Annotated in this window: 25 protein-coding genes, 1 pseudogene and 1 riboswitch; of the genes and pseudogenes, 15 read left to right on the forward strand and 11 right to left on the reverse strand. The window is 69.9% G+C overall.

The annotated features are described in order from the left end of the window. The first annotated feature begins 190 nt into the window (after positions 1-190). The 12 genes from secY (at position 191) to truA (ending at position 8,447) form a co-directional block, all read left to right on the forward strand. A complete protein-coding gene (gene secY / locus ACQP2X_RS03730; protein WP_498656991.1) occupies positions 191-1,534 on the forward strand; it encodes a preprotein translocase subunit SecY in 1,344 nt (447 codons plus the stop codon). 65 nt (positions 1,535-1,599) lie between these two features. Beyond that, the gene (locus ACQP2X_RS03735; RefSeq protein WP_030436520.1) at positions 1,600-2,253 is read left to right on the forward strand and encodes an adenylate kinase; all 654 of its coding nucleotides are present in this window, start codon (positions 1,600-1,602) and stop codon (positions 2,251-2,253) included. Between the two features lies 1 nt (position 2,254). Beyond that, on the forward strand, positions 2,255-3,088 hold the full coding sequence (map, locus tag ACQP2X_RS03740) for a type I methionyl aminopeptidase (protein WP_498694340.1): 834 nt from the start codon (positions 2,255-2,257) through the stop codon (positions 3,086-3,088). Positions 3,089-3,148: 60 nt separating this feature from the next. After that, positions 3,149-3,694, forward strand: a complete 546-nt coding sequence (locus ACQP2X_RS03745; protein WP_498700792.1) for a DUF1707 SHOCT-like domain-containing protein — start codon at positions 3,149-3,151, stop codon at positions 3,692-3,694. A gap of 165 nt (positions 3,695-3,859) precedes the next feature. Next, on the forward strand, positions 3,860-4,081 hold the full coding sequence (gene infA / locus ACQP2X_RS03750) for a translation initiation factor IF-1 (protein WP_007073013.1): 222 nt from the start codon (positions 3,860-3,862) through the stop codon (positions 4,079-4,081). A 49-nt stretch (positions 4,082-4,130) separates the two neighbouring features. After that, positions 4,131-4,247, forward strand: a complete 117-nt coding sequence (gene rpmJ, locus ACQP2X_RS03755; protein WP_015619018.1) for a 50S ribosomal protein L36 — start codon at positions 4,131-4,133, stop codon at positions 4,245-4,247. Between the two features lie 147 nt (positions 4,248-4,394). Continuing rightward, positions 4,395-4,775 (forward strand): 30S ribosomal protein S13, encoded by a 381-nt coding sequence (gene rpsM / locus ACQP2X_RS03760; protein WP_097322757.1) that lies wholly within the window; start codon positions 4,395-4,397, stop codon positions 4,773-4,775. Between the two features lie 17 nt (positions 4,776-4,792). Beyond that, positions 4,793-5,200 carry a 30S ribosomal protein S11 gene (gene rpsK / locus ACQP2X_RS03765; RefSeq protein WP_014440747.1) on the forward strand — a complete coding sequence of 136 codons (408 nt, stop codon included), beginning with the start codon at positions 4,793-4,795 and terminating at the stop codon, positions 5,198-5,200. Between the two features lie 17 nt (positions 5,201-5,217). Continuing rightward, complete coding sequence (gene rpsD / locus ACQP2X_RS03770; RefSeq protein ID WP_097322756.1) at positions 5,218-5,844, forward strand: 30S ribosomal protein S4; 627 nt, start codon at positions 5,218-5,220, stop codon at positions 5,842-5,844. A gap of 86 nt (positions 5,845-5,930) precedes the next feature. Continuing rightward, on the forward strand, positions 5,931-6,953 hold the full coding sequence (locus tag ACQP2X_RS03775; protein ID WP_097322755.1) for a DNA-directed RNA polymerase subunit alpha: 1,023 nt from the start codon (positions 5,931-5,933) through the stop codon (positions 6,951-6,953). Positions 6,954-6,988: 35 nt separating this feature from the next. Then, entirely contained in the window at positions 6,989-7,573 is a 585-nt protein-coding gene (rplQ, locus tag ACQP2X_RS03780) for a 50S ribosomal protein L17 (RefSeq protein ID WP_203761926.1), read from the forward strand. A gap of 64 nt (positions 7,574-7,637) precedes the next feature. Continuing rightward, positions 7,638-8,447, forward strand: coding sequence for a tRNA pseudouridine(38-40) synthase TruA (gene truA / locus ACQP2X_RS03785; protein ID WP_498694341.1), 810 nt, complete (start codon positions 7,638-7,640; stop codon positions 8,445-8,447). On the opposite strand, the gene ACQP2X_RS03790 is transcribed toward truA, so the two are convergent. Then, positions 8,425-9,216, reverse strand: coding sequence for a hypothetical protein (locus ACQP2X_RS03790; protein WP_498694343.1), 792 nt, complete (start codon positions 9,214-9,216; stop codon positions 8,425-8,427). The genes truA and ACQP2X_RS03790 overlap by 23 nt on opposite strands. A gap of 95 nt (positions 9,217-9,311) precedes the next feature. Here ACQP2X_RS03790 and ACQP2X_RS03795 point away from each other — a divergent pair, with 95 nt between their 5' ends. Together ACQP2X_RS03795 and ACQP2X_RS03800 are read left to right on the forward strand one after the other, a co-directional pair. Beyond that, positions 9,312-9,911 (forward strand): class I SAM-dependent methyltransferase, encoded by a 600-nt coding sequence (locus ACQP2X_RS03795; RefSeq protein WP_498694344.1) that lies wholly within the window; start codon positions 9,312-9,314, stop codon positions 9,909-9,911. Positions 9,912-9,943: 32 nt separating this feature from the next. Beyond that, complete coding sequence (locus ACQP2X_RS03800; protein ID WP_498694346.1) at positions 9,944-11,590, forward strand: ABC-F family ATP-binding cassette domain-containing protein; 1,647 nt, start codon at positions 9,944-9,946, stop codon at positions 11,588-11,590. Here ACQP2X_RS03800 and thiC read toward each other — a convergent pair. The 7 genes from thiC to ACQP2X_RS03835 all read right to left on the reverse strand — a co-directional run bounded on the left by thiC (position 11,587) and on the right by ACQP2X_RS03835 (position 17,011). Next, positions 11,587-13,110, reverse strand: coding sequence for a phosphomethylpyrimidine synthase ThiC (gene thiC, locus ACQP2X_RS03805; protein ID WP_498694347.1), 1,524 nt, complete (start codon positions 13,108-13,110; stop codon positions 11,587-11,589). The genes ACQP2X_RS03800 and thiC overlap by 4 nt on opposite strands. 75 nt (positions 13,111-13,185) lie before the next feature. After that, entirely contained in the window at positions 13,186-13,944 is a 759-nt protein-coding gene (thiD, locus tag ACQP2X_RS03810) for a bifunctional hydroxymethylpyrimidine kinase/phosphomethylpyrimidine kinase (protein ID WP_498694349.1), read from the reverse strand. After that, a complete protein-coding gene (locus tag ACQP2X_RS03815; protein ID WP_498694350.1) occupies positions 13,941-14,498 on the reverse strand; it encodes a thiamine phosphate synthase in 558 nt (185 codons plus the stop codon). The genes thiD and ACQP2X_RS03815 overlap by 4 nt, the downstream gene beginning before the upstream one ends. Beyond that, positions 14,492-15,232 (reverse strand): thiazole synthase, encoded by a 741-nt coding sequence (locus ACQP2X_RS03820; RefSeq protein ID WP_498694352.1) that lies wholly within the window; start codon positions 15,230-15,232, stop codon positions 14,492-14,494. Before ACQP2X_RS03820 ends, ACQP2X_RS03815 begins: the two co-directional genes overlap by 7 nt. A 2-nt stretch (positions 15,233-15,234) precedes the next feature. Beyond that, positions 15,235-15,435 carry a sulfur carrier protein ThiS gene (gene thiS, locus ACQP2X_RS03825; protein WP_498694354.1) on the reverse strand — a complete coding sequence of 67 codons (201 nt, stop codon included), beginning with the start codon at positions 15,433-15,435 and terminating at the stop codon, positions 15,235-15,237. Continuing rightward, on the reverse strand, positions 15,435-16,427 hold the full coding sequence (thiO, locus tag ACQP2X_RS03830) for a glycine oxidase ThiO (RefSeq protein ID WP_498694355.1): 993 nt from the start codon (positions 16,425-16,427) through the stop codon (positions 15,435-15,437). Before thiO ends, thiS begins: the two co-directional genes overlap by 1 nt. Next, positions 16,424-17,011 (reverse strand): thiamine phosphate synthase, encoded by a 588-nt coding sequence (locus ACQP2X_RS03835; protein ID WP_498694356.1) that lies wholly within the window; start codon positions 17,009-17,011, stop codon positions 16,424-16,426. The genes thiO and ACQP2X_RS03835 overlap by 4 nt, the downstream gene beginning before the upstream one ends. Then, a riboswitch (TPP riboswitch) is annotated at positions 17,005-17,116 on the reverse strand. It overlaps the preceding gene by 7 nt. A gap of 153 nt (positions 17,117-17,269) precedes the next feature. On the opposite strand from ACQP2X_RS03835, the gene ACQP2X_RS03840 reads away from it, so the two are divergent. Beyond that, a complete protein-coding gene (locus ACQP2X_RS03840) occupies positions 17,270-17,401 on the forward strand; it encodes a hypothetical protein (RefSeq protein WP_498694357.1) in 132 nt (43 codons plus the stop codon). On the opposite strand, the pseudogene ACQP2X_RS03845 reads toward ACQP2X_RS03840, so the two are convergent. The 3 genes and pseudogenes from ACQP2X_RS03845 to ACQP2X_RS03855 form a co-directional block, all read right to left on the reverse strand. Further along, a pseudogene (locus ACQP2X_RS03845) lies at positions 17,398-18,338 on the reverse strand (IS481 family transposase). The gene ACQP2X_RS03840 and the pseudogene ACQP2X_RS03845 sit on opposite strands and share 4 nt — an antisense overlap. A gap of 109 nt (positions 18,339-18,447) precedes the next feature. Next, positions 18,448-18,882, reverse strand: a complete 435-nt coding sequence (locus tag ACQP2X_RS03850; RefSeq protein ID WP_498694358.1) for a ribonuclease domain-containing protein — start codon at positions 18,880-18,882, stop codon at positions 18,448-18,450. Positions 18,883-18,958: 76 nt separating this feature from the next. Beyond that, positions 18,959-20,176, reverse strand: a complete 1,218-nt coding sequence (locus tag ACQP2X_RS03855) for a hypothetical protein (protein WP_498694359.1) — start codon at positions 20,174-20,176, stop codon at positions 18,959-18,961. Position 20,177 lies beyond the last annotated feature (1 nt).

Genomic DNA, 20,177 nt, shown 5'->3' on the forward strand with positions numbered 1-20,177 from the left:
CCCCATTCTGGCGTCTGACCTGGGGTTTCATAACCGGGTGAAATGCCTACCCGCGGTGACGGCTACCGTGCTCCACCGTGGGGCGACAAGACTGTTAGAGTCCGTTCCCAGCTAGAGATATCGGTCGTCCGGACCGATGCCTTCCCCCACCCGCCCGCCGCGGCGGAAAACCTCGCGCAGGAGGAAGAAGTTGCTCTCCGCCTTTACCAGTGCGTTCCGGACGCCTGACCTGCGCAAGAAACTTTTGTTCACGGTCGCGATCATCGCTCTGTACCGGCTCGGCGCTACCTTGCCCAGCCCCGGTGTCTCGTACACCAACGTGCAGAAGTGCATCCAGATCGTGAACGACCAGAACTCCGGCGGCGTCCTCAACCTGCTGAACCTGTTCTCAGGTGGCGCGCTGCTCCAGTTGTCGGTGTTCGCGCTCGGCATCATGCCGTACATCACCGCCTCGATCATCCTGCAGCTGCTGACCGTGGTGATTCCCCGCCTCGAGCAGCTCCGCAAGGAGGGCCAGTCCGGCCAGGCGAAGATCACGCAGTACACCCGCTACCTGACGCTCGGCCTCGCGGTCCTGCAGTCCTCGGCGTTCGTCGCCCTGGCGCGGACCGGCCAGCTGTTCGGCAACGCGTGTGACCAGAGCGACCCCTCGATGCAGATCATCCCGGAGAACACCGGGCTGCCCATGTGGCTCACCCTCTCGGTCCTGGTGCTGACGATGACCGCCGGCACCGGCATGGTCATGTGGCTCGGCGAGCTCATCACCGACCGCGGCGTCGGCAACGGCATGTCCGTCCTGATCTTCACCTCGATCGCCGCCCGCCTTCCCGGCGAGGGCTGGACGATCAAGGAGTCGAGCGGTGTCGGCAAGTTCGTGCTCGTCATCGTCCTGGTCCTGGTCATCATCGGCCTGGTGGTCTTCATCGAGCAGGCCCAGCGCCGCATCCCGGTGCAGTACGCCAAGCGGATGATCGGCCGGCGGATGTACGGCGGCACGTCGACCTACATCCCGCTCAAGGTCAACCAGGCCGGTGTCGTCCCGGTCATCTTCGCCTCGTCGCTGCTCTACCTGCCGCAGCTCTACCTGCAGTTCTTCGACCCGAACAACCTCAAGGGTTACCAGGTCTGGATCCAGAAGTGGCTGGCCGACCCGACGAGCGAGATCTACATCGGCGTCTACTTCCTGCTGATCATCTTCTTCACGTACTTCTACGTCTCGATCACGTTCAACCCGACCGAGGTCGCGGACAACATGAAGAAGTACGGTGGTTTCGTGCCGGGCATCCGCCCGGGCAAGCCGACCGCCGACTACCTGGACTTCATCCTCAGCCGGATCACCCTGCCGGGCGCGCTCTACCTGGGCCTGATCTCGGTCCTGCCGAACTTCTTCTTCATCTGGCTGAACCAGCAGCAGTACCAGAACTTCCCGTTCGGTGGTACGGCCGTGCTGATCATGGTGGGTGTGGGTCTGGAGACGGTGAAGCAGATCGAGAGCCAGCTGATGCAGCGCAACTACGAAGGATTCCTCCGGTAGTGGCGACCGGGAGCCGGGGGGCTCTTGCGTCGAGGATCTCAACGACTCAAAGCGAGGCGATGTAGGTGCGGCTGGTGCTGGTGGGCCCTCCGGGGGCCGGCAAGGGGACCCAGGCTGAGTTCATTGCCGCCCATCTCGCCGTACCGAAGATCTCGACGGGCGACATCTTCCGGGCGAACGTGTCGCAGGGCACGCCGCTCGGTGTCGAGGCGAAGCGGTACATGGACGCGGGCCAGCTCGTTCCGGACGAGGTGACCATCAACATGGTCCGGGACAGGCTGGCCGAGCCGGACGCCGGCGACGGCTTCCTGCTCGACGGCTTCCCGCGCACGGTTCCGCAGGCGTCGGCGCTCGACAAGCTGCTGGCCGACCTGGGCACCGCGCTCGACCTGGTGATGGAGCTCGTGGTCGACGACGACGAGGTCATCCGGCGGCTCTCCGGCCGCCGGACCTGCCGCGGCTGCGGCAAGATCTGGCACGTCGAGTTCGACCCGACCAGCAAGGAGAACATCTGCGACCGCTGCGGGTCGGAGCTGTTCCAGCGGGACGACGACAAGGCCGAGACGATCGCCAACCGCCTGGTGGAGTACGCGGAGAAGACCGCTCCTCTGGTCGACTTCTACGGCGCTCAGGGCAAGCTGGTGGGCATCGACGCGACCGGCCCGGTCGAGGACGTCACCGTGCGCGCCATCGACGCTCTGCGGTCCTACGGGGGCTGACGTGCGCCGCCCCCAACTCGACATCCAGATCAAGACGCCCGAGCAGATCGAGAAGATGCGGGCCGCCGGCCTGGTGGTCTTCGCGGCGCTCGAGGCGATGCGCGAGGCCGTGGCGCCGGGCGTCTCCACCGGAGACCTCGACGCGATCGCCGAGAAGGTCATCCGGGACGCCGGCGCCATCCCCTCGTTCAAGGGCTACCACGGCTTCCCGGCCTCGATCTGCGCCTCGGTGAACGATCAGGTCGTGCACGGCATCCCGAGCACCGAGCAGATCCTGGCCGAGGGTGACCTGATCTCCCTCGACTGCGGCGCGATCCTCGACGGCTGGCACGGCGACTCGGCCATCACGGTCGGGGTCGGCGAGACCGACCCGGCGCTGCTGCGCATGGCCGAGGTGGCCGAGGACGCCATGTGGGCCGGCATCGCGGCCGCCGCCCGCGGCGCGGCCAACGGCCGGGGCAAGCTCACCGACATCTCCTTCAACGTGGAGAAGACGGTCCGCAAGGGCGGGCGGTACGGGATCGTGGACGGCTACGGCGGCCACGGCATCGGCACCGAGATGCACCAGGACCCGCACGTGCTCAACCACGGCAAGCCCGGCAAGGGCCCGCGGCTGGTGCCCGGTCTGTGCCTGGCCATCGAGCCGATGATCACGATGGGCTCGCCGCGCACGGCCGAGCTCGACGACGGCTGGACCGTGGTGACCCGTGACGGCTCCTACGCCGCCCACGTGGAGCACACCATGGCCCTGCTGGAGGACGGTGTGTGGGTCACCACGGCGCCGGACGGTGGCCGGGCCCGCCTGGGCGATCTGGTGACGTCCCGACAGCCCTGAGGCCGAAGCTTCCGGTTCTGGTGCGGGGCTGGCACTCTGGGTGGTATGAGCCGTGACCAGATGCGCGCCGGTGACGATGATCGCCGGCAGATCGCCGACACGCTCAAGACCGCGCTGGACGAGGGCCGGCTCGACCTCGCCGAGTACGACGAGCGCCTCCAGCGGGCGTACGCCGCGAAGACGTACGCCGAACTGGATCTTTTGATCGCCGATCTTCCCGGCAGTAAGCCGGCCCAGCCGGCGCCGGTGGCCAAGCCGGTGACGGCGGCCGGGCGCGAGGCCACCGTCGAGTGGGTCGGACAGGTGTGGAGCGCCTGGCTCTTCGTCACGTTGCTCACCACGGCGATCTGGTTCATCACGAGCCTCGCCGGCAACGAGTGGCAGTTCTTCTGGCCGATCTGGGTCGCCGGCCCGTGGGGCGTCCTCCAGCTGTTCGCGACGATCGGCGGTCTCGCCGGCGGCGCTCCGCGCAAGATGGTCGAGGAGCGGGAGCGCAAACGCGAGCGCAAGGAGCGGAAACGTGAACGCCGCGCGTTGAAGGCTTCTCCCGGTGAAAAATGGGATATGTCCGATTCAAAGGTGACCGACACACCCGACCACGGGTAGCGGAGACCTCGGTTTGGTGTCCCTGCTGAGCGGGCGTACACTGGCTAGCTGGCGCGCCTGCGTCCACTCCCGCATGTCTTCAGCGCTTCGAAGACGGGCGGGAGCCGCGGCTGGCAGGATGCACGACGCGCTAACCCCGAACCCCAGTGTCAGGTAGCGGAGGACATGCCCAAGAAAGACGGAGCCATCGAGATCGAGGGCCGCGTGATCGAGCCCCTGCCGAACGCCATGTTCCGCGTTGAGCTCGCCAATGGTCACAAGGTACTTGCACACATCTCCGGCAAGATGCGGCAGCACTACATCCGCATCCTTCCCGAGGACCGAGTTGTCGTCGAGCTTTCGCCGTACGACCTCACCCGTGGGCGAATCGTCTACCGCTACAAGTGACTGGGCGCGGGGACCTCGTATCCCGTCCCGCTGAGAGTTAAGGCAAACCGTGAAGGTCAAGCCGAGCGTCAAGCGGATCTGCAACAACTGCCGGGTCATCCGGCGGCACGGCCGCGTCATGGTCATCTGCAAGACCGACGCGCGCCACAAGCAGCGTCAGGGCTGAGTCCCGGCACTGCCAGATCCGGCACATGCAAGAGCCTTTCCCAGTCACCTCGGTGGCTACACCCCCGGCGCGGAGGCCGGGGCCCGTCCGGGCAGACGGGGTGGGAAGGCCCAGACCTCCGAACGATTCTGAGGAGTACGCCCACTTATGGCACGACTCGTCGGCGTCGATCTTCCCCGCGAGAAGCGGATGGAGATCGCGCTCACCTACATCTACGGGATCGGTCGCACCCGTGCCGTCGAGGCACTGACCGCCACCGCGATTGACCTGAACAAGCGCGCCAAGGACCTCACGGACGAGGAGCTGGTCCAGCTCCGCGACTACATCGAGGGCAATTTCAAGGTTGAGGGTGACCTGCGCCGCGAGGTCGCCGCGGACATCCGCCGCAAGGTCGAGATCGGCTCTTACGCCGGCATCCGCCACCGCCGGGGCCTGCCCGTGCGCGGTCAGCGGACCCGGACCAACGCTCGTACCCGCAAGGGCCCGAAGCGCACGGTCGCCGGTAAGAAGAAGCCCGGTCGGAAGTAATAGGAGCGCACTGACTTATGCCACCGAAGGCACGCGCTGGGGCCGCTGTAAAGAAGGTCCGGCGCAAGGAACGCAAGAACGTCGCCCACGGGCAGGCGCACATCAAGAGCACCTTCAACAACACCATCGTGTCGATCACCGACCCGACCGGTGCTGTGATCTCCTGGGCCTCCTCCGGCCAGGTGGGCTTCAAGGGCTCCCGCAAGTCGACCCCGTTCGCCGCGCAGCTGGCCGCCGAGGCCGCCGCTCGCCGTGCCATGGAGCACGGCATGCGCAAGGTGGACGTGTTCGTCAAGGGTCCGGGCTCCGGTCGTGAGACCGCGATCCGTTCGCTGCAGGCCGCCGGCCTCGAGGTCGGGCAGATCTCCGACGTCACGCCGCAGCCGCACAACGGTTGCCGTCCGCCGAAGCGCCGCCGGGTCTAAGGGAGAGACAAGAAGCAATGGCTCGTTACACAGGTGCGGACTGCAAGCGCTGCCGCCGCGAGAAGATGAAGCTGTTCCTCAAGGGCAGCAAGTGCGACGGGCCGAAGTGCCCGTTCGAGTCGCGTCCCTTCCCGCCCGGCCAGCACGGCCGTGGCCGGACCAAGGAGACCGAGTACCTGCTCCAGCACCGCGAGAAGCAGAAGGCCCGCCGCGTCTACGGCGTGCTCGAGAAGCAGTTCCGCGGTTACTACGAGGAAGCCGTCAACAAGCAGGGCAAGACCGGTGAGGTCCTCCTGCAGATCCTCGAGTCCCGTCTCGACAACGTCGTCTACCGGGCCGGCCTCGCGCAGTCCCGGGACATGGCCCGGCAGCTGGTCAAGCACGGCCACTTCCTGGTCAACGGCGTGAAGGTCGACATCCCGTCGTACCGCGTCAAGGAGAAGGACATCATCACGACCCGGGAGAAGTCGAAGGAGATGACTCCTTTCGTCGTCGCCCAGGCTCAGGCCGGTTCGCGTCCGGTTCCGGCGTGGCTGGAGCCGATCCCGAGCGAGATGAAGGTCCTCGTGCACTCGCTCCCGGCCCGCGCTGTCATCGACACGCAGGTCCAGGAGCAGCTGATCGTCGAGCTCTACTCCAAGTAGCGCTCTGCCGGGGGCGCCGTTCGGCGCCCCCGGTGCATCACCGAAGGCCATCAAATAGTGGGTGGCCCGACAGAAAGAAGACAAGCGTGCTCATCAGCCAGCGGCCGACCCTCTCCGAGGAGTCGATCAGCGAGACCCGCTCCCGGTTCACCATCGAGCCCCTGGAGCCCGGTTTCGGGTACACCCTCGGCAACTCGCTGCGGCGTACCCTGCTGTCGTCCATCCCCGGTGCTGCTGTCACCAGCATCAAGATCGACGGAGTTCTGCACGAGTTCACCACCATCCCCGGTGTCAAGGAGGACGTGGTCGAGCTCGTCATGAACGTCAAGGAGCTCACCGTCAGCTCCGAGCACGACGAGCCGGTCAGCATGTACCTGCGCAAGCAGGGCCCGGGCGACGTCACCGCCGGTGACATCCAGCCCCCGGCCGGCGTGTCCGTGCACAACCCCGACCTCAAGCTGGCCACGCTCAACAGCAAGGGCCGGCTCGACATGGAGCTCACCGTCGAGCGGGGCCGTGGCTACGTCACGGCGGCGCAGAACAAGAGCGCCGGCGCCGAGATCGGCCGCATCCCGGTCGACTCGATCTACTCGCCGGTCATGAAGGTGACCTACCGCGTCGAGGCGACCCGTGTCGAGCAGCGCACCGACTTCGACCGTCTGATCATCGACGTCGAGTCCAAGGCTTCCATCTCGCCGCGCACCGCGCTGGCCTCGGCCGGCTCCACGCTGGTCGAGCTGTTCGGCCTCTGCCGCGAGCTGGACGAGACCGCCGAGGGCATCGACATCGGCCCGTCGCCGCAGGACGCGCAGCTCGCTGCCGACCTGGCGCTGCCGATCGAGGAGCTGGACCTGACCGTCCGGTCGTACAACTGTCTCAAGCGTGAGGGCATCAACAGCGTTGGTGAACTCATCGGGCGGACGGAGGCCGACCTTCTGGATATAAGGAATTTCGGTCAGAAGAGCATCGACGAGGTCAAGATGAAGCTCGCCGGAATGGGCCTGGGCCTCAAGGACAGCGCGCCGTCCTTCGACCCCGCTCACGTCGTGGACTCGTTCGGCGACGTGGACTACGACACCGACGATTACCGCGAGACCGAGCAGCTCTGAGTTTTTAAGCTCGGCCATCTAAAGGAGCATTGGAAATGCCCACGCCCACCAAGGGAGCCCGCCTCGGCGGCAGCCCGGCGCACGAGAAGCTCATCCTGGCCAACCTGGCCACCGAGCTTTTCCGGCACGGGAAGATCAAGACCACTGAGGCCAAGGCCCGCCGGCTGCGCCCCCTGGCTGAGCAGCTCATCACCAAGGCCAAGCGCGGCGACCTGCACAACCGTCGCCGGGTGCTGGCCACGGTGAAGGACAAGGACGTCGTGTACGCCCTGTTCGAGCAGATCGCGCCGCGCTACGGCAACCGCCCGGGCGGCTACACCCGGATCACCAAGACCGGCCCGCGCAAGGGTGACGCCGCTCCCATGGCCGTCATCGAGCTGGTCGAGGAGCTCCAGGTGGCGGCGACCACCGCGCCGGCCAAGAAGGCCGCCCGCAAGGCCGCCGCGCAGCAGGACAAGGTCGAGGCCCTGGCCCGCGAGGACGAGGCTCCGGCCTCCGCGCCGGCCGCCAAGGCCGACACCGACGCCGACCAGGACGCCGAGGCTCCGGTCAACGCGTCCGGCGACAAGGGCGCCGAGGGCCCGGGCGACCAGGCCGAGGGCGACGACACCAAGGCGTGACGTAACGCGAAAGACCCGGTGCTCCCCATGGGGGGCGCCGGGTCTTTTTCTTATGGGGAGAGACATGGAATCGATCCGGCTGCGGCTGGACGTGTCGTACGACGGGGCCGACTTCTCCGGGTGGGCCGTGCAGCCCGGGCGGCGGACGGTGGCCGGGACGCTGGTGGAGGCGCTCGGACGGCTGGTCGACGCCTCCTCCTTGGGGCTGACGGTCGCCGGGCGTACGGATGCGGGGGTGCACGCCTCCGGTCAGGTCTGCCACATCGATCTGCCCCTCGAAGCGTTCACGCAGCTCGAAGGCTCGCTGCTGCGGCGGCTGGCCGCGCTCATGCCGCCCGACGCGCGGGTGCGGGCGATCCGGCCGGTGCCGCCGACCTTCGACGCGCGCTTCTCGGCGACCTTCCGCCGCTACGAATACCGGGTGGCCGACACGGTGTGGGGTCCGGAGCCGCTGCGACGGCACGACACCATCGGCTGGGTGCGGCCGCTCGACCTGGACCGGCTCAACGCGGCCTCGCAGTGGCTGACCGGCGAGCACGACTACGCCGCGTACTGCAAGCGCAAGGAGCACGCCACCACGATCCGGGCCATCAACCGGCTCGACTGGCGGCGCGACCCGGACGGCGTCTGCGTGGCCACGGTGCAGGCCGACGCGTTCTGCCAGTCGATGGTCCGCAGCCTGGTCGGCGCCCTGCTGACGGTCGGCGACGGGCGCCGCGACCCGGGCTGGCCGGCCACCCTGCTGAGCCGCACGGAGCGCTCCAGCGAGGTCACGGTGGCTCCCGCCCACGGGCTCACGCTGGTCGAGGTGGGATATCCGGCCGAGGCCGATTACGCCGTACGGGCCGAAGCTACCCGGCGACTACGGGCTTGAGCAGCGACGCGGCCAGGTGGGTGTCGATGATCTCGGCGGTGATCCGGACGGCCGCCGGATCGTCGCTCGGCACCAGCTGGCCGTCGGCCCGGGTGATCACGCAGTAGAGCAGGTAGTGACCACGGGCGTGCCAGCCCACCTGCGGCGTGGTCGTGCCGGCCTCGGCCGCGGGCAGCGTCGCGAAGCCGCCGTCGCCGCCCTCCACCACGTCGCGCAGCAGATCCTCGACCTCGGCCGCGCCGGTCTCGTCGGCCAGGTTGAACGCTCCGGCCGTGACCCGATATCCGGGGTACGGCGCGACGAGGCCGGCCCGGACCACCTCGCTGCAGCCGTACCGGTCGAGCAGGGTGCCGAGCTCACCCGTCGTCGCCTCGGCGCAGTCGGCGCTCATGTGCCGCAGATCGATGGTGTACGGGCCGGCCGCGCCCTCCGGGCGCAGCTGATCCCGGTCCCCGAAGATCGAGCCGAGCGAGAGCGCCTGAGGTTGGGACACCTCGGCCGGCGCGAGGGTGGTGGCCGGTGCCCGGTCGCGGAACCGGTCGGCGAAGACCAGGAAGCCGAACATGCCGAGCAGGGCGAACAGGATCAGCGCGGCCAGACCGCGGGTGAGCAGCTGAAAAGGGCGCAACGGCTCCGCGCGGGCGCGGCGCCGGGCCCGGGGCGGGTCCGGGCGGTGCTGCCCGGCGGACCCGGCGCCCCGGACGAGCAGGGCCAGGCCGCCGTCGGCGGTCGCGCGGTGGGCCGGTCGGGAAGGGGTGCCGTACCGCATGCGGCCACGCTAGGAGCGCACGGTGATCAATGAACGCACAGTTTGTGCGGCACCCCGGAGGTTGGTGCCGCGGTGAAAACCGGCAGACTTGACGGGTGACCGCCGACCATTACTTCAGCGCCGAGCCGAGCACGCCCGACCAGCGGCGCGAGATCCGCTTCAGCGTCTCGGGCCAGGAATACAAGCTCGCCACAGCGGCCGGCGTGTTCTCGTCGGGACGGCTCGACCCGGGCACGACCGTGCTGCTGGAGAAGGGCGACCTGCCGGCGGGTGGGGTGCTGCTCGACCTGGGCTGCGGATATGGGCCGATCGCGTGTGTGCTGGCCCGCACGGCCCCCCGGGCCGAGGTGCACGCCGTCGACGTCAACTCGCGGGCCCGGCAGCTCACCGAGGAGAACGCGGCCGCGCTCGGCCTCACCGTCCACGTGGCGGCGCCCGACGACGTGCCGGCCGATGTCACGTTCGACGAGATCTGGAGCAACCCGCCCACCCATGTCGGCAAGGCCGAGCTGCACGCGATCATGCAGCGCTGGCTGCCCCGGCTCGCCCCCGGCGGCGTGGCCTGGCTGGTGATCAACCGGAACCTCGGTGGCGACTCGCTGCACGCGTGGCTGGTCGAGCAGGGCTGGGAGGTCTCGCGGATCGCCAGCAAGAAGGGCTTCCGGGTGCTGCGGGTGACGGCGAAAACCAGCTGACTTCCCGCCCCGCGCCGGGGAGGATGTCGGCCATGGGGTACGTGGATGTCGCCGGCGCCGGATTCGTGCTGCCCGACGGGCGGCGGCTGTTCGCCGACGTCGCGTTCCGGGTCGGTGAGGGAGCCAAGGTCGCGCTGGTCGGGCCGAACGGCGCGGGCAAGACCACGCTGATGCGGCTGGTCGCCGGCGACCTGTCCATGCAGGAGGGCAGCATCGCGCGCTCCGGTGGGCTCGGTGTCATGCGCCAGTTCATCGGCATGATCGGCGACGACCGTACGCTGGCCGATCTCGCTCTTTCCCTGGTGAAACCGGCGCTGTCCGAGGCGGGGGAGCGGCTGGGGAAGGCCGCGGCGGCTCTGGACGACTCGGAGCGCAGCCAGTTGGCGTACGCCAATGCTCTGGCCCATTGGGGCGAGGTCGGCGGCTACGACGCCGAGGTGCTGTTCGACACCGTGGCCGTGGCGATCCTCGACAAGCCGTGGGAGCAGGTCAAGCAGCGTCCAGTGCGGACACTCAGCGGTGGGCAGCAGAAAAGGTTCGCGCTCGACCTGCTGCTGCGCGGCGACGACGAGGTTCTGCTGCTCGACGAGCCGGACAACTTCCTCGACGTGCCGGGCAAGCGCTGGCTCGAGTCGCGGCTGCGCGAGTCGGCGAAATCGGTGCTCTACGTCTCCCACGACCGCGAGTTGCTGGCCCAGACGGCCGACCGCGTGGTGGCGGTCGAGGGCGGCAGCGCGTGGACCCATCCGGGCGGTTTCGCGTCGTGGCACGAGGCGCGGGTGCACCGCCACTCCCGCCTCGAGGAAAACCGCCGGCGCTGGGAGGAAGAGCATCAGAAGCTTCGCGAGCTGGTGTTCATGTACAAGCAGAAGGCGGCCTACAACTCCGACATGGCCTCGCGCTACCAGTCGGCGCAGACCCGGTTGCGCAAGTTCGAAGAGGCCGGCCCGCCCCCGCTGCCGCCGAAGGACCAGTCGCTGCGGATGAACCTGCGCGGAGGCCGTACGGCGAAGAGGGCGGTGATCCTGGAACAGCTGGAGCTGGAAGACCTGACGTTCCCGTTCGACCTGGAGATCTGGTACGGCGACCGGGTGGCGGTGCTGGGCGCGAACGGCACCGGCAAGTCCCACTTCCTGCGCCTGCTGGCGGCGGGCGGCTCGGACCCCGAGGCGGAGAACAAGCCGGTCGACGGCGCCCCGCTGGCCCACGTGGCCCACAACGGGGTGGCCCGGCTCGGCGCCCGGGTGCGACCCGGTCATTTCTCGCAGACCCACGACCGTCCCGAGCTGCTCGAACGAACCCTGGTCGAGATCCTCTGGCGAGGAGACGACCACCGCTCCGGCATGGACCGGGCCGGTGCGATGAAGGCGCTGAACCGCTACGAGCTGGCCGGACAGGGCGACCAGCTCTTCGGCACCCTGTCCGGCGGCCAGCAGGCCCGCTTCCTGGTGTTGCTGCTGGAGCTGTCGGGCGCCACGGTCCTGCTGCTCGACGAGCCGACGGACAACCTCGACCTGGCCTCGGCCGAGGCCTTGGAGGAGGGTTTGCGCTCATTCGAGGGCACGGTGATCGCGGTGACCCACGACCGTTGGTTCACCCGCTCGTTCGACCGCTTCATCCTCTTCCAGGGCGACGGCGAGGTAGTGGAGACCCCAGAGCCGGTCTGGGACGTCCGCTAGGGCTGCGTGGTGAGCGGGACGTAGACCTTTCCGCCGGCCTCGACGAACTCGGCTGACTTCTGGGACATGCCCATGGCCTTCAGCTCGTGGCTGATCTTCATGGAGCAGAACTTCGGGCCGCACATGGAGCAGAAGTGGGCCGTCTTGGCGGCGGGGGCCGGGAGGGTCTCGTCGTGGTAGGCGCGGGCCGTCTCCGGGTCGAGGGCCAGCTCGAACTGGTCCTCCCAGCGGAACTCGAAACGGGCCTTGGACAGGGCGTCGTCCCAGGCCTGGGCGCCGGGGTGGCCCTTGGCCAGGTCGGCCGCGTGTGCGGCGATCTTGTAGGCGATCATGCCGGCCTTCACGTCGTCCTTGTCGGGCAGGCCCAGGTGCTCCTTCGGGGTGACGTAGCAGAGCATCGCGGTGCCGAACATGCCGATCATCGCGGCGCCGATCGCCGAGGTGATGTGGTCGTAGGCGGGAGCGATGTCGGTGGCCAGCGGGCCCAGCGTGTAGAACGGGGCGCCGCCGCACAGCTCGACCTGGAGGTCCACGTTCTCCTTGATCTTGTGCATGGGCACGTGGCCGGGGCCCTCGACCATCACCTGCACGTCGTACTCCCAGGCGCGGTGGGTCAGCTCGCCCAGCGTGCGCAGCTCGGCGAACTGGGCCGCGTCGTTGGCGTCGGCGATCGAACCCGGGCGCAGGCCGTCGCCCAGGGAGAACGTGATGTCGTACCGGGCGAAGATCTCGCAAAGCTCGTCGTAGTGGGTGTAGAGGAAGTTCTCCTCGTGGTGGGCGAGACACCACGCCGCCATGATCGAGCCGCCGCGGGAGACGATGCCGGTGACCCGGTCGGCGGCCAGCGGCACGTGCGGCAGCAGCACGCCGGCGTGGATCGTCATGTAGTCGACGCCCTGCTCGGCCTGCTCGATGATGGTCTCGCGGAACAGGTCCCAGGTCAGCTTGACCGGATCGCCCTTGACCTTCTCGAGCGCCTGATAGATCGGCACGGTGCCGATCGGCACCGGCGCGTTCCGGATGATCGCCTCGCGGGTCTCGTGGATGCGGGGGCCGGTCGACAGGTCCATCACGGTGTCCGCGCCCCAGCGGGTCGCCCACGTCATCTTCTCGACCTCCTCGGCGACCGACGAGGTCACGGCGGAGGTGCCGATGTTCGCGTTGACCTTCACCAGGAAGCGGGAGCCGATCACCATGGGCTCCGACTCGGGATGGTTGACGTTCGCCGGGATAACGGCCCGGCCGGCCGCGATCTCGTCGCGCACCAGCTCGACCGGGACGTTCTCGCGGACGGCGACGAACTCCATCTCGGGCGTCGTCTCGCCGGCCCGGGCGGCGGCGAGCTGCGTCTTGCGGGTGCCCCAGGGTTTCCGCAACGGCGGCAGCCCCACCGCCGGATCGCTGCCCGGCCCCGAGGTGTCGTAGAGCCGCACGGGGTCGTTCCCGTCGCTCAGCACGACCTCCGAGAACGGCACCTTCATGTCGGGCCGCGATCCCTCGACGTACACCTTGCGCCTCATGCTTTTCCTCCCCAATCGTGACAAAACCGGCGGCGGATGGCAGCACGGATCCCCGCGCCGCAGCCGTCGGAGCCTTTAGATGAAGTGGTTCAGCGGACCGGGCCCCGCGCCCAGCCGCCAGTCACGCCCGCCGGTCAGCGCGGTGTTCACATAACGCTTGGCCGCCCGCACGGCCACCGGCACCGGATCGCCGGCCGCGAGAAAGACAGCGATCGCCGACGAGAAGGTGCAGCCCGAGCCGTGGTTGTTCACGGTCGGCACGGGCTCGCCGCGCAACGTCTCGGCGGCGCCGTCATGCCACAGCACATCGGCGGCGGTCTCACTGCCGGTCACCACCACGGCGCGCGCGCCTCGCTTGGCCAGGCTCTCCGCCGCCACCAGCATTTCCTCGGCCGTCTCGACCGGGCTTCCGGTGAGGGCGCCGGCTTCCTGCCGGTTCGGGGTCAGGACGCAGTTGTACGAGACCAGGGGCGCGACAGCCGCAGTTTCCGCGAGCCGGGCGCCGGAAGTGGCGACCAGCACCGGGTCGACGACGAGGTTGGGCAGGTGGCCGGCGCGGTCGGCGATCAGGGCGGCCACGGCGGGGTCGCCGATCATGCCGACCTTGACCGCGGCGACCGGGAAGTCGGCCAGGACGGCGTCGAGCTGGGCGGCGACGATCTCGATCGGGATGGGGTGGATGGCGGTGACGCCCAGGGTGTTCTGCGCGGTGACGGCGGTGATGACGGAGGTGCCGTAGGCGCCCAGGGCGGCGAAGGTCTTGAGATCGGCCTGGATGCCGGCGCCGCCACCGGAGTCGGAGCCGGCGATGGTGAGAACAACCCGCGGCGTCATCGGGTGGCCGCCGCTAGTTCGGCCGCCGCCAGCTCGGGATCGTCGGCGCGCATGACGGCGCCGAGCACCGCGACCCCGCGTGCTCCGGCGGCCACGCACGCCGCCGCCCGCGCCGGCGTGTCGACGCCGCCCAGCGCCAGCCACGGGACGTCACCGGCGAGCGCCGCCGCCTTCTCCGGCCCCAGCGCGGGGCCGTACCCCGGCTTGGTCTTGGTCGGGTAGATCGGTGACAACGTCACGTAGTCCTCAAGGGACAGCCTCGGTGAGCCATGAGCCGATCTTCCGATCAGGCCGACGTCGGGCACCGGATCGGCCTCGGCCAGGTGCACCGCCTCGCCGCCGAGCGGATCCGGCCCGGCGACTATCAGCCGTCCGGCCGGCAGCACCGCGCGCAGTTGCTCGGCGAGCGCGGCCCTTTCGCCGTACGGCAAATCTCTCTCCCGGAGAATGACCCAGTCGGCGCCGCCGCGGACCGCCGCCCGGACCACCGAGACCAACGGCCCGGCGGCGGACCGCCGGTCGGTGAGAACGACGAGCCCGCCCGGGATCACCACTGGGCCCGCCCTTCGTCCGATGTGGACGCGAGAGCGTGGAAGCGGCGGGGGATGCGCCCCGCCGTGTAGGCCAGCCGTCCGGCGAGCACCGCGTGGCGCATGGCCGAGGCCATCGCCGCCGGATCGTCGGACCGGGTGATGGCGCTCGCGATGAGCACCGCGTCGCAACCCAGCTCCATGGCCAGGGCCGCGTCCGAGGCCGTGCCGATGCCGGCGTCGAGCACGACCGGGACGTCGACGCTCTGCCGGATCAGCCGGATGTGGTGCGGGTTGGAGATGCCCAGGCCGGAGCCGATCGGCGAGCCCGCCGGCATCACCGCCGCGCAGCCCACGTCGGCCAGGCGGCGGGCCAGGATCGGATCGTCGCTCGTGTACGGCAACACGGTGAACCCGTCGCCGACCAGCGTCTCGGCCGCGCGCAGCAGCTCCACGCCGTCGGGCAGCAGGGTCCGGTCGTCGCCGATGACCTCGAGCTTGATCAGGTCGGTCTCGAAGGCCTCACGGGCCAGATGGGCCGTCTTCACCGCGTCGCCCGCCGTGTAGCAGCCGGCCGTGTTCGGCAGCACCCGCACGCCGAGCCGGTCGAGCATCGGCAGCAGGCCCGGCCCGGCCGCGTCGACCCGGCGCAGGGCGACGGTGACCAGGTCGGTCCCGGAGGCGACGATCGCTTCCTCCAGAGCGGCCAGGCTGTTGGCGCCGCCGGTGCCCAGAATGAGCCGCGATTTGTCGAACACTGTCAGCCTCCCTGAGCGGCGGTCAGCACCTCGACCGCGTCGCCTTCGGCCAAGGGCACCGCGCTCCACGTCGAGCGGGGCACCACCTCGCCGTTGACCGCTACCGCGACGCCGCGGCGGGCCTCGGTGAGCGTCTCGACCAGGGCCAGCACCGACAGTTCGGGCTCGGCGTCGACGCCGCGTCCATTGACCGTCAACCGCATCAGAACCTCCTGGGGTCGAAGTCGGGGCATTCCTTGCCGTCCAGCACGAGATCGGCGACGAGCTCGGCCGTCACCGGGGCGAGGAGGATGCCGTTACGGTGATGCCCGGCGGCCACGAAGACGCCCTCGCCGATGGGCCCGATCAGTGGCGCGTTGTCGGGCGTTCCGGGTCGGTGGCCCACTGTCGTCTCGGCCAGCTCCAGCTCGGCCAGGCCCGGCACCAGCTCGATCGCGGCCCGCAGCAGGTCGTGGACGCCGCCCGCGGTGACCAGCCGGTCGGTGCGTTCCTCCTGGGTGGCGCCGACGACGATCTCGCCGTCCCGCCGGGGCACGATGTAGACCGACCGGCCGTCGACCGTCGCGTCGAGCACGTGCCGCAGGAGCCCGGGCTCGCCCCGCAACCGCAGGACCTGACCTTTGACCGGGCGTACGGGGAGACCGGTGAGCCGCGCGGTGCCGCAACCGGCCGCCACGACGACCGTGGTCGCCTCCACATCGGACAGCGAGTCGATCCGCTTCGGCACGATCCGGTCGTGAAGCTTCTCGCGGAGAGCGGCGACCACGCGGCGCGGATCGACCTGGCGTTCCCGGGGCGCATGGACACCGACGCGCACCCGCGGCGAGAGCGCCGGCTCCAGCTCGCGCAACTCCGAGGGGCGCAGCAGCGGCAGCTGCTGCCTGGTCCAGACCCGGGCCGCTTCGGCCACGTCGTCGGCGGTCATGGCCAGGCTCAGCGTGCCGGTGTCGTCGTAGCCGACGTTCCCGAGCCCGGCCGCGAACGCGGGCCACAGCTCGGCCGACCGTTCCATCAGCCGCACCAGGGCCGGATCTTCGAACGCCGACTCGCCGCCGGGCGCGAGCATGCCGGCCGCGACGTGCCAGGCGCCCTCGTCGCCGTCGTCGAAGACCGTGACGTCCTGCCCGCGCTCGACGAGCCGCCACGCGACGGCCAGCCCGATGATCCCGCCACCCACCACGGCGATGTCGCTCATGCCCGGCCGCCCAAGGCTTCCAGGAAGGCGACGGTGGCGCCGGCCGGGTCGACGGCGATGGCCGAGATCGCCGCGACGCCGTACGAGTCGAGCAGCGCGACCCGGTCGACCGTGACCCCGCCGATGGCGACGACCGGCGTGCCCGGCACCGCCGCGACGACCTTGCCGACCCCCGCCGGCCCGATCGGATCAGGCAGCCCCACCTTGCTGACGGTGGCGAACGCGGGCCCCACGCCGAGATAGGACGCTCCGTCCGCGACGGCTTCCAGAGCGGCTTCGGGTGTACGGCACGTGGCGCCCACAACCGCACCGGCGCCCAGAACCCGCCGCACCACGGCCACCGGAAGATCGTCGGCGCCCACGTGGACGCCGTCGGCGCCGGCCGCCAGCGCCACACCCACCCGGTCGTCGACCAGGCAGAGCGCGTCACCGGCACGCCGGCACACATCGAGGGCGGCCACGGTCAGCTCGTAGGCCGCGCGATCGGACGATTTCACCCGCACCTGCACGGCGACCGGCCCGTGGCCGACCACCCCTCGCACCACATCGAGCGAGTCGGTGACTACATGCAATCGAGGAAACAACGAACGCTCCTCCCTGCGCCGGCATGACCCGGATCAGGTTCGACGGTCGGGGGCTGCTTCGGCCCCCCTCTCAGCCCGGTGCTCCGGACTCCCGTGGGGTTGTGTTCGGACCATAACCGGTCCGCGACGCGAAAAGCTAGGGCGCCCCTTGTGCCCGTCGTCTCCCCGGCAGCCTCAGAACGGAGCGACATGTCCGGCAAAAGCCCCCAACCGGCCGTCGTTTTGGCGTCCGCCTGAGCGGCCTGTACCAGCCTCCCGGTGACCTTCATCGCGCTCGCCGAGGGCCACGTGATGGACGCATTTCGCGAAGCGGACCTTCGTCCACAGAAGATCCGGTCCGCTCTTCAGCGTCTCCAGGCCAAGTTCGGGGCCCTCACCGCAGCTGCCTAGATGTTCTGCCCAGAGAGGTTAGGAACGCGGTCGGCGGGTGGGCCGCCGATGGCGGAGTGGTGCCGATGATTGTAGGTGTGCAGGAAGGCGGGTAGGGCTTTACGTCGGGCTTTTTCGCTGGTGTAGGGCTTGGCGTAGGCCCATTCGTCGGCCAGGGTGCGGTGGAAGCGTTCCACTTTGCCGTTGGTTTGCGGTCGGTAAGGGCGGGTTTCTTGGCGGTGACGCCGAGTTCGGCGCAGGTGTCGTGCCAGAGCCTGGATTTGTAGCAGGAACCGTTGTCCGACAGCACCCGGGTGATGGTGATCCCGTGCCCGGTGAACCAGGCATGCGCTCGCCGCCAGAAGCCGGTCGCGGTCTGTTTCGTCTCGTCGTCCAGGAATTCGGTGTAGGCAAGCCGGGAGTGATCGTCGATGGCGGTGTGCAGGAAGGCGTAGCCCAGCCGGGAGCCGCCGAATGCGTCGGTGGTGTGCCCCGGGTGTGGCGGCGCGGTTGAGTTTGCCTTGGGCGCGGCCTTGGGTGCGCCAGCCGCCGCCGTCGGGGATGTTGCCGAGTTTCTTGACCTCGAGGTGGATCAGGTCACCCGGCTGGTCGTGTTCGTAGCGGCGGATCGGTTCGGCGGTGCCCCGGTCGAGGTAGGCCAGGCAGGGCTGCCCGGCGCGGCGCAGGATCGCATGGCAGGTCGAGGCGGGCAGGCCCAGCCGCCAGCCGATTCGCGCTGGCCCGAGGCGTTTGCTGCGGCGCAGATGCAGAACTTTCCGTTCGACCGGTCGTGGCGTGCGGTTCGGGCTGTGATGCGGCCGGCTGGACCGGTCGCTCATTCCCGCGGGCCCCTGCGCTCGGTAGCGGTCGGCCCAGCGTAACGGCAGCCGTCATCGACGACGCACCGTGCCAGCCGCAATCGGCCGAGTTCGGTCAACGGGGCGTTAGCGTGGGGCATAGAGGACCTCTCGGGTGTGGTGTGGAACTGTCGCAAGCTCCACTTCACCCGGAGGTCCTCACCTATCTCAGGACATCCACCGCGTTACCAACGTCCGTGGACGGAACACCTAGAGCTTGTAGAACGTCACGTAGTGGTCCGGGGTGAACCACGTCTCCCGGGTGGAGCGGTTGACCACGATGCGGTAGGCGTCACGAGCCGCGCCCCGGGTGCGGGAGTAGACGTCGTACTCGCTGTAGGTGGCGTTCAGGGGGAGCTGCTTCTCGCGGTTCTGGAACGTGCCGCCGGTGTAGTTGTACTGACCGTACGGCCACGCGTACCAGCCGCTGCTCGTCGGCCAGCCCAGGGTGGACCAGCCCGTGCGGGCCGTGCGGGCGGCCGAGCACCGGGAGATCGTGCAGCTCGAATAGACGGCCACCTGGGCCGCGTCCGTGCTGGTGGGGGCCACCACGGCCGGGGCGACCAGTGCGGTGCCGGAGAGGGCGAAGACCAGGGCGAGGCCGGTGAGGAACCGGCGGAGGCGAGGGTACCGGTCGGTCGTCATGGACCACATCGTGCGGCGGCGGGAGGGGATCGCGGTACCTCCCGGCCGCATCATTCCATTGACGTTTGCCTATGCTTTACCGGCCCAGCCCGCTCACCCAGTCGGACAGCTCGCCCTCTTTGCCCTGGCGGGGCTGGGGCGGGGTGAAGCCGTCGAACGACGGCGTCGGCAGCACGCCGGTGTCGGACGGGCGCAGCTCGTGCTCGGGGCGCTGGGCGGCGGCCGACGCGCGGGCGGCCACGGAGGCCCGGGCCGCGGCGACGTTGGCGCGGCCGGTGATGGCCTGAGCGGCGCCGGCGCCGGGGAGCGGGCCGGTGGGAGCGCCGGGGGGCGGGCCCGTGGGCGCGCCGGCCGACGGGCCGCCGGCGGCCTGGGCGATCGCCGAGTGGGGCTGGGCGTCGCGCTGGGGCAGCGGTGGGCGGTCCGGAGTGGGCGGGTCCTCCGCGGTCGCGCCGGCCGGGCCGCGCCGGAAGACCGCGGCCAGCACGGAGCCGAAGACGCCGGCGCCGGCGGCGGTCATCGCCGCCCAGTAGGGGACCTCCTGGTAGCGGTCGGCGCCCGCGCCGGGGCCGGCGATCAGATAGGCCACCGTGAGCAGGGCCGGGCCGGGCAGTCCGGAGAGCGCGATGGCCACCAGCGAGTGCCGGCCGCGGCGGGCGGCCAGACCGATCACCACGCCGCAGATCAGGGCGAGGGCCGGCATCGTGAAGAGCGCGGCCTGGTCGACCACCTTGTCCGGCAGGATGCTCAGGTCGAGCACGCCGAGACGTACGGAAGCCGGGTCTTGACCTGGCCTCAGCGACGGCGCCACCGAGGCGAGCGCGATCACCCACGTGGCGATCGTCAGGGTCAGGATGCTCCAGCGGGCGACGGCGCTGCGCAGGGCCGCGTACGCCGCGAAGATGCCCACCGCCGCGCCCAGAGCGGCGCACGCGCCGACCACGAAGACCGGGTCGACGCCGGTGACCACGGCGGCCCGGGCCGGCTGCATGGTGAGCGGCAGGATGGCGGCCGCGCCGAAGCCGGCCACCACGGCCGGGACGAACCGGGCGCCGGCGGGAGCGCGTTTCGGTAGCTGGCTGCGGCCGACGACGGCGCCGAGAGCGGCCGCGGTCATCGCGAACCACGCCACCCAGGCCAGCTGGGCGATCCACTCGTCACGCGCGGTGACCTCGACGACGCGGGTGAAGCGCAGGACGCCCAACCCGTAGGCCAGGCCCAGCTGAGAGGCCCCGGCCAGCGCGGCAACGCCGAACGAGGCACCCAACAACTTCGCCCAGGTGCGGAAAGTCATG

Origin of the sequence: Actinoplanes sp. CA-131856 (assembly GCF_050956135.1) — a bacterium.
Lineage (GTDB): Bacteria > Actinomycetota > Actinomycetes > Mycobacteriales > Micromonosporaceae > Actinoplanes.

Bases quoted from the DNA above. Each gene is read 5' to 3' on its own strand.
- thiO (WP_498694355.1), bottom strand. From the start codon at position 16,427: ATGAGCGACATCGCCGTGGTGGGTGGCGGGATCATCGGGCTGGCCGTC.
- rpsM (WP_097322757.1), top strand. From the start codon at position 4,395: ATGGCACGACTCGTCGGCGTCGATCTTCCCCGCGAGAAGCGGATGGAG.
- infA (WP_007073013.1), top strand. From the start codon at position 3,860: ATGCCCAAGAAAGACGGAGCCATCGAGATCGAGGGCCGCGTGATCGAG.
- ACQP2X_RS03745 (WP_498700792.1), top strand. From the start codon at position 3,149: ATGCGCGCCGGTGACGATGATCGCCGGCAGATCGCCGACACGCTCAAG.
- rpsD (WP_097322756.1), top strand. From the start codon at position 5,218: ATGGCTCGTTACACAGGTGCGGACTGCAAGCGCTGCCGCCGCGAGAAG.
- rpsK (WP_014440747.1), top strand. From the start codon at position 4,793: ATGCCACCGAAGGCACGCGCTGGGGCCGCTGTAAAGAAGGTCCGGCGC.
- ACQP2X_RS03855 (WP_498694359.1), bottom strand. From the start codon at position 20,176: ATGACTTTCCGCACCTGGGCGAAGTTGTTGGGTGCCTCGTTCGGCGTT.
- thiC (WP_498694347.1), bottom strand. From the start codon at position 13,110: ATGAGGCGCAAGGTGTACGTCGAGGGATCGCGGCCCGACATGAAGGTG.
- truA (WP_498694341.1), top strand. From the start codon at position 7,638: ATGGAATCGATCCGGCTGCGGCTGGACGTGTCGTACGACGGGGCCGAC.
- thiS (WP_498694354.1), bottom strand. From the start codon at position 15,435: ATGCGGTTGACGGTCAATGGACGCGGCGTCGACGCCGAGCCCGAACTG.
- rplQ (WP_203761926.1), top strand. From the start codon at position 6,989: ATGCCCACGCCCACCAAGGGAGCCCGCCTCGGCGGCAGCCCGGCGCAC.
- ACQP2X_RS03850 (WP_498694358.1), bottom strand. From the start codon at position 18,882: ATGACGACCGACCGGTACCCTCGCCTCCGCCGGTTCCTCACCGGCCTC.
- ACQP2X_RS03800 (WP_498694346.1), top strand. From the start codon at position 9,944: ATGGGGTACGTGGATGTCGCCGGCGCCGGATTCGTGCTGCCCGACGGG.
- thiD (WP_498694349.1), bottom strand. From the start codon at position 13,944: ATGACGCCGCGGGTTGTTCTCACCATCGCCGGCTCCGACTCCGGTGGC.
- ACQP2X_RS03790 (WP_498694343.1), bottom strand. From the start codon at position 9,216: ATGCGGTACGGCACCCCTTCCCGACCGGCCCACCGCGCGACCGCCGAC.